General features: G+C 33.7%; 12 protein-coding genes. 5 read left to right on the forward strand and 7 right to left on the reverse strand.

From position 1 onward, the window contains the following. Positions 1-159 precede the first annotated feature (159 nt). The 3 genes from ACFQ0S_RS01950 to ACFQ0S_RS01960 all read left to right on the forward strand — a co-directional run bounded on the left by ACFQ0S_RS01950 (position 160) and on the right by ACFQ0S_RS01960 (position 3,594). The gene (locus ACFQ0S_RS01950; protein ID WP_379752645.1) at positions 160-612 is read left to right on the forward strand and encodes a 6-pyruvoyl trahydropterin synthase family protein; all 453 of its coding nucleotides are present in this window, start codon (positions 160-162) and stop codon (positions 610-612) included. Positions 613-806: 194 nt separating this feature from the next. Then, positions 807-1,565, forward strand: a complete 759-nt coding sequence (locus ACFQ0S_RS01955; protein WP_379752647.1) for a UDP-2,3-diacylglucosamine diphosphatase — start codon at positions 807-809, stop codon at positions 1,563-1,565. Between the two features lie 178 nt (positions 1,566-1,743). Next, positions 1,744-3,594 (forward strand): cellulase family glycosylhydrolase, encoded by a 1,851-nt coding sequence (locus tag ACFQ0S_RS01960; protein WP_379752649.1) that lies wholly within the window; start codon positions 1,744-1,746, stop codon positions 3,592-3,594. A 4-nt stretch (positions 3,595-3,598) separates the two neighbouring features. Here ACFQ0S_RS01960 and ACFQ0S_RS01965 read toward each other — a convergent pair whose 3' ends face one another. The 3 genes from ACFQ0S_RS01965 to recJ form a co-directional block, all read right to left on the reverse strand. Beyond that, complete coding sequence (locus tag ACFQ0S_RS01965) at positions 3,599-4,858, reverse strand: MFS transporter (protein WP_379752651.1); 1,260 nt, start codon at positions 4,856-4,858, stop codon at positions 3,599-3,601. 142 nt (positions 4,859-5,000) lie between these two features. Continuing rightward, positions 5,001-9,068 (reverse strand): FG-GAP-like repeat-containing protein, encoded by a 4,068-nt coding sequence (locus ACFQ0S_RS01970; protein ID WP_379752653.1) that lies wholly within the window; start codon positions 9,066-9,068, stop codon positions 5,001-5,003. Positions 9,069-9,165: 97 nt separating this feature from the next. After that, positions 9,166-10,854, reverse strand: coding sequence for a single-stranded-DNA-specific exonuclease RecJ (recJ, locus tag ACFQ0S_RS01975; RefSeq protein WP_379752655.1), 1,689 nt, complete (start codon positions 10,852-10,854; stop codon positions 9,166-9,168). 166 nt (positions 10,855-11,020) lie between these two features. On the opposite strand from recJ, the gene ade reads away from it, so the two are divergent. Further along, positions 11,021-12,643 (forward strand): adenine deaminase, encoded by a 1,623-nt coding sequence (ade, locus tag ACFQ0S_RS01980; RefSeq protein ID WP_379752657.1) that lies wholly within the window; start codon positions 11,021-11,023, stop codon positions 12,641-12,643. Positions 12,644-12,719: 76 nt separating this feature from the next. Here the strand turns inward: ade and ACFQ0S_RS01985 are convergent, their stop codons facing one another. The 3 genes from ACFQ0S_RS01985 to ACFQ0S_RS01995 form a co-directional block, all read right to left on the reverse strand. Then, on the reverse strand, positions 12,720-13,064 hold the full coding sequence (locus ACFQ0S_RS01985) for a HopJ type III effector protein (protein WP_379753037.1): 345 nt from the start codon (positions 13,062-13,064) through the stop codon (positions 12,720-12,722). 11 nt (positions 13,065-13,075) lie between these two features. After that, on the reverse strand, positions 13,076-13,777 hold the full coding sequence (gene rsmI / locus ACFQ0S_RS01990) for a 16S rRNA (cytidine(1402)-2'-O)-methyltransferase (protein WP_379752659.1): 702 nt from the start codon (positions 13,775-13,777) through the stop codon (positions 13,076-13,078). A gap of 75 nt (positions 13,778-13,852) precedes the next feature. After that, positions 13,853-14,842: a hypothetical protein gene (locus ACFQ0S_RS01995; RefSeq protein WP_379752661.1), complete on the reverse strand. Its 990-nt coding sequence runs from the start codon at positions 14,840-14,842 to the stop codon at positions 13,853-13,855. A gap of 238 nt (positions 14,843-15,080) precedes the next feature. Here ACFQ0S_RS01995 and ACFQ0S_RS02000 point away from each other — a divergent pair, with 238 nt between their 5' ends. Next, positions 15,081-15,674, forward strand: coding sequence for a thymidine kinase (locus ACFQ0S_RS02000; protein WP_379752663.1), 594 nt, complete (start codon positions 15,081-15,083; stop codon positions 15,672-15,674). A 54-nt stretch (positions 15,675-15,728) separates the two neighbouring features. Here the strand turns inward: ACFQ0S_RS02000 and ACFQ0S_RS02005 are convergent, their stop codons facing one another. Beyond that, a complete protein-coding gene (locus ACFQ0S_RS02005) occupies positions 15,729-16,316 on the reverse strand; it encodes a Uma2 family endonuclease (protein ID WP_379752665.1) in 588 nt (195 codons plus the stop codon). Positions 16,317-16,382 lie beyond the last annotated feature (66 nt).

Genomic DNA, 16,382 nt, shown 5'->3' on the forward strand with positions numbered 1-16,382 from the left:
AAATCTGACAACCTTCCCGATTACATCGGGACGCTCTAGCCAAATGAGCTAATCCCCCATTAAGTGGCAAATATACATTTTTTTCGTTTTAAAAAAGCAAATTGTAAAATTCAAAATAGAATCATTTCTATTCACTAAATTTGCATCAAAATCATTACAATGAGTAACATTAGAATTACCAAACAATTCAGTTTCGAAACCGGGCATGCCCTTTATGGTTATGACGGAAAATGTAAAAACGTTCACGGTCATAGCTATAAATTGTCGGTTACCGTTATTGGTAAACCCATTACTGATAGAACTAATGTGAAATTTGGGATGGTGATTGATTTTTCAGATTTAAAAAAAATTGTAAAGGAAGAAATCGTCGATCAGTTTGATCATGCCACCGTTTTTAACGAAACAACCCCACATATTGAATTGGCTAACGAATTAAAAACGCGCGGGCATCATGTAATTTTAGTTGATTATCAGCCTACAAGTGAGAACATGGTCATTGATTTTGCTAGAAAAATCATAAGTCGATTGCCAGAGGTTATTAAGCTTCATTCTCTAAAATTGCAGGAAACAGACACCTCATTTGCAGAGTGGTATGCTAGTGATAATTTATAATACTCTTTAAAATTAGGAATTCAAAGAAATGATGAAAAGCAAACTATACAAGAGAAATAGGAGCATAAAAGGAATCTAGCCAAATCTAGTTTTCACATAGCTATGATGCACTAAAACAAAGTGAAACGTCTTTGCGATTTTTTAGAAACTATATTTCTATGTGGTAAAAAAGAAAAAAATATTAAATTAGCATCATGCAATTAGCCCAAAATAAAAAAATATACTTCGCTTCCGACCAGCATTTTGGAGCTCCAACACCCGAATTGAGTTTTCCTAGAGAACAAAAATTTGTGGCTTGGCTCGACGAAATAAAAGTTGATGCCGAGGCTGTTTTTTTACTTGGCGATTTATTCGATTTTTGGTTCGAATATAAAACTGTTGTACCGAAAGGGTTTGTGCGTGTTTTAGGCAAACTAGCCGAAATCCGAGACAGTGGTATTCCTATCTATTTCTTCGTGGGCAATCATGATTTATGGATGTCCGATTACTTCGAAAAAGAACTTAACATTCCAGTATACCACGACAACAAAGAATTTACTTTTAACGGAAAAACCTTTCTCATAGGTCATGGCGACGGAAAAGGCCCAGCAGACAAAGGATACAAGCGCATGAAAAAAGTATTTACCAATCCGATTTCCAAAACGTTGTTCCGATGGCTACATCCCGACATTGGCGTAAAACTGGCGCAATACCTTTCTGTAAAAAACAAACTAATTTCAGGAGCCGAAGATGTAAAATTTCTAGGCGAAGAAAATGAATGGCTCGTGCTCTACTCTAAACGCAAACTCGAAACCAAACATTACAATTACTTTGTTTTCGGACACCGCCATTTACCAATGAAACTCGCAGTAGGGAAAAACTCCGAATATGTTAATCTTGGTGACTGGATAGGTTATTTCACATATGGAGTTTTTGATGGAAAGACTTTTGAGTTGAAGAAACTAGAAGACTAGAAGTCTTTCTTTGATTTTTTAATAATGTTCTAGGTAAAATAATTAACTATGTATAGTTTTTGTATAGCTAAATTATCTAGTTAGTTTAAATTATTATCCTATTTTCGTTCTTTATTTATTATAAATCAAAAATTTAATGGACTAATTTGGTTTTTAAAATTCAAAGAAATTATTACAAATGAATGAACTATTTAATCGCAATCCATTTAAATTTCTGATTTTTACTTGCACTCTATTTTCATACATTACGGGATTTTCTCAAATAAACCGCGAAGTTTTTCATGAAGATTTTGAAAAAGCATCACCTAATATTCAAACCATTTGGAGTCCAACTTCCTATTATTCGATTGATTCGGGCTTCTCTGGTAATGGGTTGCTATTCAATAGCAATAATTCAATAACAAATTTTACCTCTTCGGCTGCCATTTCTTTAACGAACTTGATAGGAAGAACTATTGCTATTTCGGCAAGTATGAAGGGAGAAAATTTGACTGGAGGTGGAACACCCGGAATGGTTATTCAATTGGTCGCCACACCTAGTTTAGGTGGGTTAAGATATTGTAGAATTCCCTTAAAAACAGGCACATTTCCTTGGGAACAAGTAGGGCGTACTTTTAAGATTGATGATGATATAGTTAGTCTAAGTTTAAATATTGGTGTTTATAATGCCACCGGAAAATTTTGGGTGGATGACCTTCACATTCAAGTAATTTCCGAGCCTATGCCTCCAGCTCGTGACCCTTCAATTGCAATTAATAAAACCCATCAAGGCATATATAGAGGGGTGAATGTAGCTGCTACAAGTGATAACCCAGCCAATACCATCAGCAAAAGTAGTTTAGATGAGCTAAGTTACGATTGGAAAGCAAATACAATTCGTGTTATGATTGGTGGGGAGAAATATTATCCTGATGGTTTACTTCTCTCAAATTATGATGCCATTTTACAGGAAGAACTAATCCGAATGGATGAATTAGTTAGCTGGTGCACTGCAAATGGACTCAAGATGAATGTAGGTTTAGCAGGTCTCTCAGATGGATTATTCAGCAGTCAGGCAGCACAAACAAGACTTATCAGTGCATGGAAATTGATTGCAGAAAGATATAAAATGAATAATACCGTTTGGGCATACGATCTTGCAAACGAGCCAGTGATTAGCAGACAATATCCTTATAATTATACTTATCCAATTGATAATTCTATATTAAGATGGCCTGAATTGGCAGAAGTTCTTGTAAATGCAATCCGAGGGATTGATCCAGTAAAGGCAATCATTATCGAAAGTTTAAATTATGGTATAACTTTGGACGATATTAAACCAATCGACGCTTCAATCCCAAATATTATTTACAGCGTACACATGTATTTGCCAAGGCAACTTACTCACCAATTTGGACCAGAAATCCCCTCATACTCGTATCCTGGAATTATTGATAATGTGTATTATGACAAAGCCAAATTAAAAGAGCTCTTGGCACCCTTAAAGGCCTATCAAGATAAATACCGAGTGCCTATTTATATTGGGGAGTTTAGTTGCGTAAGATGGGCTCCAAACAATAGTGCTTTTAATTATATTCGGGATTGTATAGAAATTTTTGAAGAATACAATTGGGATTATGATTATTATTCTTTCCGAACATGGAATGGCTGGAGTGTGGAGAATTCAAATGGATATTATGACGATGTATTTCCAAGTACTAAAACGGATAGAGAGTTACTTCTTCGGTCTTATTTTCAGCAAAATTTAGCGCAAGTTCAATTTTCACAGAAAGAGAAGTCTACATCAATCTGTTATCCAAATCCAGTTAAAGATGAAATGTATATTACTACAGATCATCTTGATTTTAATGCAGGAAGTATAGCTATTTATGATATGCTTGGCAGATTAAAAATACAAAAAACTGTTTTGAATAATGGAGTACTAAAAATAGATGCCTCAACTCTTTCAGAAGGAGTTTACTTATACAGTATCAAAAATGAAATTGGAAAAACGATAGGGAAAGGAAAATTTATAAAAAACAAGTTTTAATTCCTTATTGATGCTCCTCCAAATCTTTCTGTAAATCCAACTTTCTAAACGAAGGAGAAAAGAAACCAGTACCCAGCACAATCAAAATCGTCATACTTCCACCAAAAACTACTGCCGTTACCGTACCCATCAATTTAGCTGTCAAGCCGCTTTCAAAAGCACCCAACTCATTTGAGGAGCCCACAAAAATAGAATTCACTGCTGCTACTCTCCCTCTCATGTGATCAGGTGTTTTTAATTGTAAAATGGTTTGACGAATGACTACCGAAATACCATCAACAACTCCACTCATAAATAACGCAAAAACAGATAACCAGAAAATGGTGGACAATCCAAAAACAATGATACAAACTCCAAATAAGAAAATAGCTGTCAACAATTTCATCCCGGCATTTTTATTTAAAGGAACATAAGCGGTAATAAACATGGTAATAAAGGCGCCTACCGCTGGCGCAGCTCTCAAAACACCAAATCCTTCTGGACCTACTTTTAAAATATCCTGAGCAAATATGGGTAAAAGCGCCACAGCACCGCCAAAAAGTACCGCAACCATATCTAACGATAAGGCTCCCAAAATGGTTTTATTGTTGTATACAAATTTTACTCCTTCTTTAAGACTATCCATGATGGGTTCCCCAATTTTAGGATTCAAAATAGGTTTTGTTGCAATTTGTGATAAAAAGAGTAATGACAAAACAGAGCATCCAAAAACGAAACTCATTGACCCATGTACGCCAATCCAAGTAATCGAGAAACCTGCAACAGCAGGTCCTAAAACAGAACCTATTTGCCACACCGAACTGCTCCAAGTTGCTGCGTTCGAATATTCCTTTTTTGGGACAATCAATGATAATAAAGTAAAAATGGTTGGGCCTAAAAAAGCTCTTACTAATCCGCCAAGAAAGACTAACGTATAAATACTATACAAAATTAATTCTGTTGAATATTTTGCTGTAATTGAGGGCAAGGTTAAAAAATATAATCCTAAACTAATTGCCGAAAATGCAAGAATACACTTCAGGAACAATCCCTTTTTTTCGTTTTGATCTACAATATGCCCAGCAAACAAAGCCATGCCAATAGCCGGAATTACCTCCATTAATCCTATAATTCCCAGAGAAAGTGGGTTTTTAGTTAAACTATACACCACCCATTCAATCACTATAAATTGCATCGACCAAGCAAAAACCATAGTAAAACGCAACAATAAAAAAACATTAAATTCTTTGTAACGCAAGGCAGAATAAGGATCGTTTTTTTTCATTTAATGAGTTGTTTATCGATACAACAAAGATAATTTTAAAAAGTAATCTTTTTAATTTTTGTGCTTTGATTATAAAAAATTAAACAAAAAGGGACGAAAATAATCAATTTATTTCGTCCCTTTTTTAGGTGTGTTTTATAATTTAATTCTTCACTAAAATAATTTTAGAAAAGGTATTCACTTTTAGTAGATACATTCCAGTTGCGGTATTTTTTGATAAATTTATTTTTGAAGTACTTGTTTGCACATCAAAAGATTTGCTTTCGATTTGTATTACTCTTCCTTGCATATCAAATACTTTTATTTCATCTGTTTTCGAAGTGTTAGCAATATAAATTTCACTTCGTGTTACAGGATTAGGATACATTATGATTTCTTTATCCTTTTGGAATCTTGTATTTGACAAGGCCGAATCAAAATAAGGAATAGCAAAATTATAAGCTTCAATTCCAATTTCTTTACCAATTAATCGTCCCGGAATATCGTCTACTGGAGGATGAATTCCACCCCAAATTCGAGATAGACTACATTGATCTGAGGCATCCTGATAAGTTGCCCATTGTAAAAAGATGTCTTGACTTGGACCTTTTTCAAAAACCAAATAGTCATTTTTAGGCGCTTTAAATTCGGACATACCTCCTGGGAAATAGTTATTGCCTGTTATAAGTGTCATTACTTCGGCTGCTGCTCTAGAAAAAGTAGAATGTCCAGAAATAAATCCACCAAAAGGAGGAGAAACAAATGTAGGTCTTTGGTAAGGCCACCAGTTTTCACCTAATATCCAACCTACACCTGATATATCAGTTTTCGCATTTTTGATGGCGTCGTGTCCTATCCATGCTTTTAATTTAATTTTTCCAACATTAACATTATTTAAGCCGCTTAAAGGATCACCTTCTTTAACTAACTCTACAAAACCTGGATCTAGTTGAATTCCTCCTATATGATAATTGGGTAAACTTGGATCGGTACTTTGTCCTAATTCACACATATAACGAATAGCCGAAATAGGTCGGATAGAATCTGACCAACCTTTAATACCCCAAGCAGTAACAGCGGCATCATGAACAGCTCCGCCCAATATAAAATAGGCTTTAACATCCCACTCTAATGGAACTAAAACGTCACCTTTACCATTGAATTTTTTTACAAATTGGGGATGATCATTTGCATAATTCAATATAGAAAACCAATGTCCTGGAGGTGTTTCAGAATCAGGACCATCAGCCCAAAATTCTGCTAATACTCTAGCATAATCTCCTCTTGGAACCATTTGCGTTTGGTAGGGCTGTCCTGTTGCAGGATTTATACTATACCCTTTTCCAATATCTCCTCCTTCAGTTTCATCATAAAAATTAGGGTAATCAGCTGGTGATGTTGGTAAAGATTCAAAAGCAATGTTTCCAAGAGATTTAGGCGAAATATCAATTAAGACACCGTCTGAAGCATCCAAGTGAGAACTCCATTTGGAGACAAGTCTATAATTCCATTTGTATTGTTCACCTGATTCTGTTTGTGTATTGATATCTAATTGGGGTGGCAAATTGGGTTGATGGTAAACGGTATAATCATTACCCTCATGTTGTAGTATTTTTTTATCTTTTAGAGCAAATGGAAATACTTTCCCCCATTCCGCACTTAAAAAAGAGGGAGTCGAGCCTGGAATAATATTTCCGCTTTGGTCTATAAAAGTATTAAAACTTAATGGCTGCCAACGATTACAATTTAATATTCCTGTTCCTTGTCCTTTTAAATTTAAATCAAGTGGTGGATTAATGGGTTTATAAAATGTATTTTTAAAACCATTAAATTCATTTGATCCATCGATTAAACCATAATTGATTAATGTTTGTCCGATGTAATTTCCTAAAGCGGCTGCATCTCCTGATTCGTAATCTACGGATGAATTGTTAATATCATAGCCTAATTGATTCATAATCAAATCGAATCGAGCTTTACTTTTTACAGCTCCAGGAGAATTTAAAAAACGATAGGTTAATAACCGGTATGCGGCATAACTCATGGTTTTATTTACGGCATCTGCTTTATCTTCATTTGGAGTATATTCTTGTAAAGTACTTTGAAATCCGTTTAAGGTATTGCCCATTAAATAAGGTTTTGCTTTAGTATCATAAATGGCCCAACTGTCATATAATGCAATGGCAGTGTGAAATAAATTTCGAGCGTGTATTGTAGGTCGTGCAAAATCTTTTCTAATGGCTGCGAGTAAAGCTTCATTCCATATTCTAGCCACTGAAATATTTTCTGGAGCGTTTTTGACATTCAGATTAACACTTAATTCTTTAGTAGAAACGATACAATTATCGCGCTTTTCTTGTACCTTTATTTTTCCATTAGACTCAATTTTCCAATTTACAGTAATTGTACCTGTACCTTGCCCGCTTAGTATTTTTCCTCCTTCAACAGTCCAAATGGCCTCTGAATTATTTTCTAAAGGATAATTGTAGGATTCAATGGAATTAAATCCAGAATCTATTGCCCCTGATATTATATTAGAAGTCTCATTGTAACAACTATTATCATTTGCTGTGGCAAGAGAATTATATCTACAAGAATTAGGGTCGGTGCATCCATATATTTTAGCACTTGGGGAAGAATCCAAAATTTCAAATCCTCTCCCTTCGGTGAATCTTATGTTTTTATTAATGGGTAAATTGGGAAATACTTGTACAATACCGGAAGGCCAAGTAATTTTTAAATAGTTTATTATTGTTGCTTTATTTAAACCAAAATGTACGGGTTTTAAACTTTGCGATAACATACCTACGCCATTATAATATCTGATAAAGGTTCCTTCGTTGGTAGTAAGAGAAAGTTTTGTGCCAATTGCATCTTTATTAGAAACAGTTCCTACTAATGAAACTTTTAACCATGCTAAATCACTTGTTATATTAGCATTTAAAGTTTTATTTTCGTAAAAAAACGACTTACTATCTGCATTAGTTACATAAATATCTAAATCACCATCATTATCATAATCAAAATCGAGAACTTCGGTACTCCTTGTTAACTCATTTAGACCAAGGTCAGAACTTATGTTTATGAGTGATTTTTGACCTTCTTTAAATAAGTTTTTGAAATATACATTTTTTTGACCTTGTGGTAATATTTTAAAGCCATTTACAATAAACAAATCTTCATCACCATCTAAATCAAAATCTGAAAAACGACAACCCCAACCCCAACCAGAAAATTCAACATTTAATTCTTTGGCGGCATTTTTAAAAGTAGTATCACCGTTATTATTGTGTAAAGCATTTGTATTGAATGAAGCATCACTTGTTGCAGTTATAAAAAAATCAAAATCTCCATCTAAATCATAATCTCCTGTTGTAATTCCCATACTGGTACTTTGATTATTTATGCCATAATCACCAGCTTTTTCAATAAAAGTGTTTCCATTTTCATTTATTAGTAAGGAGTTTGGAGATCCGTCATTAGCAATATAGAAATCCATCCAACCATCATTATTGAAATCAAAGGGAAACATAGTATAACTTGGTAAGTTTGGATATTGATCTATTTTTGTACTAGAAGTAACATTTTGAAAAGTACCATCTCCATTGTTTTTGTACAATGTATTTCCTCCACAATTATTCCAATCACAAATAAAAAGATCTAGAAAGCTGTCGTTATTATAATCTACCCATGTTGCTCCTGTATTGATACAGCCAGTATTTTTTTTAATTCCTGCAAGAAGGGTAACATCTGAAAATGTTCCGTTTTTTTCATTATGAAAAAGTTGTACTTTATAGATATTTGTAAAAAATAAATCTGGATATCCATCGTTATCATAGTCGCCCCAATAAACGCCGTATTTATAACCATCTAAGACTTCACAATTATGAATATTTAAGGGGTTACAAGCAGGTATTTCTTCTTGTTTTGGAAAAAGATTAACTAATTTAGAAATGTTTGTTACATCGGTAAAAGAGCCATCATTGTTATTGCGATATAAACGGCTATGAGATTTTTCATCATTGTCATCATCTCTATCTTTAGCTACAACAAAAATATCTAAATCACCATCTAAATCATAATCAGCAGTTGCAACACCATTATTATTTTCTAATTGTGATAATCCTGAAATTGTTTCTATACGTTCTAAAGTTTGAGCAAATCCAGTAGTATTAAATAGGAATAAACTAAGAACTAAACAATAAAAATTGAAGGTAAAATATTTTTTCATACGCATAATTTTCTAAAAAATCAACTACAAATATATTAATTTAATAATTTAATAATCAAATTATTACATTGATTGTTTTTAACATTTTGTGATATAATTAATTTATATCTTTTGCTTTCAACTGAACTGAAATTGTTCCATTATACTCATTTTCGTCAATACAATAAACAATATCAAATAATTTTTGATTTTTCACTAGGTCGTATTTCATTCCTAATCCAAAACCAATAGCTCCAAAACTTTCAGCCCCTTTCTGTTTTACAAAAAGTTTTAAATGTTCGTCTTCTTTACCTATTGGCTTGCCGTAACCTGTATCTTTTACATTTTTGGTCAAAAAAACAGGAGTCATGTTTTGCGGGCCAAATGGCTCAAACTGTTTTAAAATTCGAGTCAGTTTGGGTGTAATATCGGTAAAATCAATCTCGGCATCAATCGTAATTTCTGGAGTTAATAAATCCAGATGAATGGTTTCTTGTACCACTTTTTCAAAAGCGGCTTTAAAATCTTCATATTTTTCTGCTGTCAATGTCATTCCTGCTGCATACATATGCCCGCCAAATTGTTCTAAATGTTCTGAACAGGCTTCCAAAGCATTGTACACATCATATCCTTTTACCGAGCGCGCCGAAGCTGCATATTTATCGCCACTTTTCGTAAAAACTAAAGTCGGTCGATAATAAGTTTCTATCAATCTTGAAGCAACAATCCCAATAACGCCTTTGTGCCAATCATCTTGAAAAACAACCGTTGTGAATCGCTCTTTTTCTTGATTCGTTTCAATTTGTAAAAGGGCTTCTTTGGTAATTTGTTTGTCTAAATCTTTTCTGTCCGAATTGTATTTTTCAATCTCAGAGGCAAATTGTTGCGCTTGTTCAAAATCAAATTCCGTCAATAATTCCACGGCATGATTTCCATGTTTGATTCTTCCTGCGGCATTAATTCTTGGAGCAATAATGAAAACTACATCGGTAATATCTAACGTCTTTTTCTTGATTTGATAGATTAATGCTTTGATTCCGGGTCTTGGTTCGGAATTTATTACTTGTAAACCAAAATAGGCAAGAATCCTATTTTCGCCTGTCATAGGAACGATATCGGCAGCAATAGCAGTAGCCACCAAATCCAAATAGGGAACTAAATCATCAATCGTTTGGTTTCTCTTTTCTCCTAAAGCTTGAATCAGTTTAAAACCAATACCACATCCACACAATTCGTCATACGGATAACTGCAATCGTCTCTTTTTGGATCCAAAACAGCAATCGCATCAGGCAAAAATGCTCCCGGTCTGTGGTGGTCACAAATGATAAAGTCAATATTTCGCTCTTTGGCGTAAGCCACATGATCTATCGATTTTATGCCACAATCTAAAGCAATAATCAGTGAAAAATTATTATCATCGGCAAAGTCAATGCCTTTAAAAGAAATCCCATAACCCTCATCATAGCGATCGGGAATATATGTAGCAACGTTAGGGTAGTAACTCTTAAGATACGATGAAACTAACGAAACAGCAGTTGTTCCATCAACATCATAATCGCCAAAAACGAGAATATTTTCTTGATTTGCAATCGCTTTCTCAATTCGTTGTACTGCTTTATCCATATCTTTCATTAAGTATGGATGGTGTAAATCAGTTAATTTAGGGCGAAAAAATTGTCGGGCTTCTTCATAGGTTGTAATGCCTCGTTGCAATAGTAATTTCGCAATTAAGTGATCCACTTGTAAAGCTTCAGACAGCGTTTTTATTTTTTCGAATTCGGGAGTGGGTTTGATAGTCCAGCGCATAAATTAAAATTTTGTATGGTGTATAAAATGAAATTCAAATTTACTATTATTTTTTAAAATGGAGTTCATTACTAATAAATTATGAACATTGAATTTATAAATCCAGAAATAATTCGTTTCTTGTACCTCCAATTATTTTTTTATTAAAAACATAAATCAATTCACAATGCAAATTCAAGGACAAATTGTAGATATTGTAAATCGCAGCATTTATTCCGGTGAAGTTACCATTGAAAATGGAAAAATCACTTCTATCATTGAAAAAGAACATCAAGTCAAAAATTATATTCTTCCTGGATTTATTGATGCGCATATTCATATTGAAAGTTCGATGTTAGTGCCTTCTGAATTTGCAAAACTGGCTGTACTTCACGGAACCGTAGCTACCATTTCTGACCCACATGAAATAGCAAATGTTCTAGGAAAAGATGGTGTGTATTACATGATTGAGAATAGTAAAAAAGTGCCTTTGAAATTTCATTTTGGTGCGCCTTCTTGTGTTCCTGCTACTTCTTTTGAAACTGCAGGAGCGATTATCGATTCGGAAGGAATTAAAGAGCTAATGGCTTCACCTGATATTTATTATTTGGCCGAAATGATGAATTATCCTGGCGTTTTATTTGACGATGAGGAAGTTCTGAAAAAAATAGAATGGGCTAAGCATTTTGGCAAACCTATTGACGGTCATGCCCCAGGATTGCGTGGCGAAAATGCGAAAAAATATATTGCTACCGGAATTACAACAGATCATGAATGTTTTACTTTTGAAGAAGCTCAGGAAAAATTAAACCTCGGAATGAAAGTAATTATTCGGGAAGGAAGCGCTGCAAAAAACTTCAATGCCTTGATTGATTTGCTTCCAGAGCATTATGAAAATATGATGTTCTGTTCAGACGATAAACATCCTGACGATTTAATTGTAGGTCATATTAATTTGTTGTGCGCACGTGCTGTGGCTAAAGGCATGGATGTTTTTAAAGTATTGCAAGCTGCGTGTATTAATCCGGTGCATCATTATAAAATGAATGTAGGATTATTGCTGAAAGGCGATGCAGCTGATTTTATTGTGGTGGAAGATTTGGTTGATTTTAAAATTATACAAACCTACATTGACGGAGAATTAGTTGCCGAAAAAGGGCAGTCGTTTGTAAAACACGTTCCTTTTGAAACACCGAATAATTTTAATATTACTGCCAAAACAACAAGTGATTTCGAAATTCCAAGTAGTGCCTCAACAATTCGAGTTATTGAAGCTTTAGAAGGACAATTGATTACTAACGAGATTCATCACGATTCGTTACTTGAAAACGGAAAAATCATTTCTGATGTAAAAAATGATGTTTTAAAAATGGCGGTGGTCAATCGCTATCAGAATACAAAACCAGCCGTTGCCTTTATCAAAAACTTTGGTTTAAAAAAAGGAGCTATTGCCAGTTCTGTGGCTCACGATTGTCATAATATTTTAGTTGTAGGCACTTCTGACGAAGAAATTTGCAATGCTGTGAATCTTATCATTAAAAATACAGGTGGAATTTGTGCAGTAAATGGTACTGAAAACAAATCCTTAGCCTTGCCGGTTGCGGGAATCATGAGTGACAAAGATGGCTGGGAAACCGGAAAATTATATGAAGAAATTGATGCTATGGCCAAAGCCTTAGGGAGCAATTTGAGAGCGCCATTTATGACGCTTTCCTTCATGGCACTTTTGGTTATTCCCGATTTGAAATTATCAGATAAAGGATTGTTTAGTGGAAATACGTTTTCTTTTGTGGATTTGGAAGTTATTTAACCACGAAGTGCACGAAGAAGGCACAAAGGGCACAAAAAGATCAGTAAAAATCCTTTTAATCTGTGGTTAATTTTTTTTATTTCAAAGTCAAAGCCTTTCCTTCAAATTGAATTCCACTCCAGCCCGTTATGATAAAATTACGGATGTTTTGATGGTTTGTCCCTTCTGGATTTTTTAATACTTCATCAAAATAATAGTCACCAAAACACGCTAATGTTTCTTCTTGAGATAAATTGTGCAATTGGGCAAAAGCAAATAGTTTACAAGAACCTGAGTTTTCTCCAACGCTATTATGTTGTAAACCATTTTGGAATGCTGTTGGGGTAAAATTATAATTTTCTTCAATCACAGCAATAGTTTCTGCAAATGCAATGCCTTTTGGCGTTTGTTTTAGTTTTTGTAGGAAAGATGCAATACTCATCATATAATTAGTTACTCTGTTTGTTTCTTATTCTCTTTTATTGTTGTTTTCCCGCCAACCACAACTACAATTTCACCTCTTGGAGCCGTTTTTTCAAAATGAGTCAACACTTCTCTAGCAGTTCCCCTAACATTTTCTTCGTGTAGTTTAGACAATTCGCGAGACACACAAATGGGTCTATCTTCTCCAAAATAAGTGATAAACTCCGCTAAAGTTTTCACTAATTTATGCGGCGAAACATATAATATCATGGTTCGAGTTTCTTCGGCTAAAGCCAAATATCGAGTTTGTCTTCCTTTTTTTTCAGGCAAAAAACCTTCAAAAACAAACTTGTCATTAGGCAAACCACTATTGACCAATGCTGGTACAAAAGCCGTTGCTCCGGGTAAACATTCTACTTCAATTTTGTTTTCGACACAAGCTCTAGTTAATAAAAACCCGGGGTCGGAAATGGCTGGAGTTCCCGCATCTGAGATTAATGCTATTGTTTCTCCGGCTTTTAATCGAGAAATTAAATTTTCGATGGTTTTGTGCTCATTATGCATGTGATGGCTGTGCATGTGAGTGCCAATTTCGAAATGCTTCAAAAGTTTTCCGCTGGTTCGTGTGTCTTCAGCCAAAATCAAATCAACTTCTTTAAGAATTCGAACCGCTCGAAAAGTCATATCTTCGAGATTGCCAATTGGCGTAGGAACAATATATAATTTTGACATAGCCCTAAAATTGAAACACGAATCTTACTCTTTTTGCAAATAAGTAAAATTCGTGTTTGTTGAAAGTTGTTGTGATTAGGAGAATTTTTTTTCTAATATTCCCATAAACCGCTCAGCATATTCATCTTTGCCCTCCCAATTGTTGTAGTCTGGTTTTACCATAGTGTCTATAAAGGACTGCACTTCCTGAAAAGTATCGAATGTAATTAATTGATTTAAAACTCTGTTATAATCTTCGCTACTGTTTGCAAAAAGATGTTTCATAAAAGCAATTCTATCGTTTAATCCGATTGTAATTCCTTTAGAAAGCCTATCATTTAAAGAAATAGCTTTATAATCATCTGTTTTATTAAGTTCAATTACTGGTGAATCTGAGTAACTTCTACTAATTGGAATTACATTTTCAGGCTTTATTTCTTCGGGTTTTACAAAAACGGGATCAACATAGTCCGCTCCTAATAAATCATCAAAAGAAATTTGAGAAGGTTTACTTTTTACTTCTTCCTTAACCTCTTTTACTTCTTCGATTTTAGATTCAAAGGCCAATTCAAAAGCGGGTTTAAAAGCAGGTTCTTCTTTAATAAAAGTTTCAGGTATTTCTTCTTCTTCTAATTCAGCGACAGGTTCTTCTTTAAGAAAAGGTTCTGGTATTTCTTCTTCATCTATTTCTTCTTCTAATTCAGCAATAGGTTCTTCTTCTATTTCTGCCACTTCAACAGCTTCAGGAATAGCAATTATAGGTTCTTCTGTGATTTCTTCTTCAACTTCATTTTCTATAGTATCAACTTCTTCTATTGTTTCAGCAATAGCTTCAACTGAAGGTTTTGCTTCTTCTTCAACTACATCAGCAGGAGATTCAAAAGCAATTTCTAATTTTTCTTCTATTTCTGCATAGCCAATAGTTGGTTTTACATCACCAAAATTTTCTTCTACAAAAAGTAATACGGATAACTTTTCGTATAATTTTTGAGTTTCTTGATGCAATTGAACTATTTCTGATTTATTTTTTAGCTTTAAAATTCTATGGGCAATGCTTATTAAATCAGCTTCCAGCTTTTTTTTCATGACGTATTAAATTACAGTATGTGCGATTTATTTTTTTATGCAATTACTAGTTCATTCCCTAAAGTAAAAAGAAACCATTACCTAAACAATATTATTTTACAAATAAGTGTTCGTGAATCTTCGATTTGATAAAAATTTTCTACTTTTGAAACGATGTAAATATATAAATTTTTTACATCTATTATTTGCGTTACAAAGTAATAAAAACTATTCAATTTTTAAGCAATAAAAAAACAAAATGTTTCTCGAAAATACAGTAAATCATAAAGAACAATTTGGTTGGATTGAAGTGATCTGCGGTTCGATGTTTTCGGGAAAGACCGAAGAACTAATTCGTCGCCTCAAAAGAGCTCAATTTGCAAAGCAAAAAGTAGAAATTTTTAAACCTACTTTAGATACTCGATATCATGATGAAATGGTGGTGTCGCATGATGCTACCCAAATACGCTCTACTCCAGTGCCAGCTGCTGCAAATATTGCGATTTTAGCTCAAGGTTGTGATGTAGTTGGTATTGATGAAGCGCAGTTTTTTGATGATGAAATTGTTAAAATTTGTAACGATTTAGCCAATCAAGGTATACGAGTTATTGTAGCTGGATTAGATATGGATTTTAAAGGAAATCCTTTCGGACCTATGCCCGCACTTATGGCAACTGCTGAATATGTAACTAAAGTACATGCTGTTTGTACTCGAACAGGGAATTTAGCCAATTACAGTTTTAGAAAAACAGCAAACGATAATTTAGTACTTCTAGGTGAAACCGATGAATATGAGCCTTTAAGTAGAGCTGCTTATTTTTATGCAATGAAGGAAAATGAGGAAAATAAATAAAAAAACAAAGTCTTTCAGAATTATAAATTTTGAAAGGCTTTTTAGTAGTTTTTTCTAGTTAAAAATAGATTCCAATTTAAAATCCAAATCTGGAAATAATTTACTTTGAATTGTGTCTTCTTCAATTAAAGGATGCATTCCTATGAATTGATTGTCTTTTAAAATATAGATAAAAACAGTTTTGTCGGCAGGGTTTACAATCCAATATTCTAAAACTCCCGCTTCTTCATACAAATCAAATTTATATTTCATTTCCTTATTAGAATTTCCTGGAGAAAGAATTTCTATAACCAAATCGGGCGCGCCAATAGCCCCTCGTTCATCAATTTTATTTTCATCACAAATTACACATAAATCGGGCTGAACAACGGTATAAATATCATTGTCCTTGGTAGATTTTTTTTTATCTAATAATCGAACATCAAAAGGAGCTGCAAAAAGATTACAAGAATGTGGCTTGAAAAAATTATACAATATACCTGCTAATTCCATCGATATTCTTTGATGATTTGTACTTGGAGCAGGACTCATCTTAAAAATACGCCCTTTTATTAATTCTAATTTTTCCTGAAACTGCCATGTTAAATAATCGGCATAGGTGTAGGTTTTATCTAAATCTAATGAATTGATGTCGGTTATCATAAGGATTACTTTTTTACAAAGTTAATAAAAAATGAAACCCTTTGCAATTGAAGAAAAAATGAAATT

The organism is Flavobacterium myungsuense (genome assembly GCF_042677265.1).
Classification (GTDB): Bacteria; Bacteroidota; Bacteroidia; order Flavobacteriales; family Flavobacteriaceae; genus Flavobacterium; species Flavobacterium myungsuense.

Coding starts and splice junctions, on each gene's coding strand:
- ACFQ0S_RS01950 (WP_379752645.1), top strand. CDS start 160: ATGAGTAACATTAGAATTACCAAACAATTCAGTTTCGAAACCGGGCAT.
- ade (WP_379752657.1), top strand. CDS start 11,021: ATGCAAATTCAAGGACAAATTGTAGATATTGTAAATCGCAGCATTTAT.
- ACFQ0S_RS02005 (WP_379752665.1), bottom strand. CDS start 16,316: ATGATAACCGACATCAATTCATTAGATTTAGATAAAACCTACACCTAT.
- ACFQ0S_RS02000 (WP_379752663.1), top strand. CDS start 15,081: ATGTTTCTCGAAAATACAGTAAATCATAAAGAACAATTTGGTTGGATT.
- rsmI (WP_379752659.1), bottom strand. CDS start 13,777: ATGTCAAAATTATATATTGTTCCTACGCCAATTGGCAATCTCGAAGAT.
- ACFQ0S_RS01985 (WP_379753037.1), bottom strand. CDS start 13,064: ATGAGTATTGCATCTTTCCTACAAAAACTAAAACAAACGCCAAAAGGC.
- ACFQ0S_RS01995 (WP_379752661.1), bottom strand. CDS start 14,842: ATGAAAAAAAAGCTGGAAGCTGATTTAATAAGCATTGCCCATAGAATT.
- ACFQ0S_RS01965 (WP_379752651.1), bottom strand. CDS start 4,858: ATGAAAAAAAACGATCCTTATTCTGCCTTGCGTTACAAAGAATTTAAT.
- ACFQ0S_RS01955 (WP_379752647.1), top strand. CDS start 807: ATGCAATTAGCCCAAAATAAAAAAATATACTTCGCTTCCGACCAGCAT.
- ACFQ0S_RS01960 (WP_379752649.1), top strand. CDS start 1,744: ATGAATGAACTATTTAATCGCAATCCATTTAAATTTCTGATTTTTACT.
- ACFQ0S_RS01970 (WP_379752653.1), bottom strand. CDS start 9,068: ATGAAAAAATATTTTACCTTCAATTTTTATTGTTTAGTTCTTAGTTTA.
- recJ (WP_379752655.1), bottom strand. CDS start 10,854: ATGCGCTGGACTATCAAACCCACTCCCGAATTCGAAAAAATAAAAACG.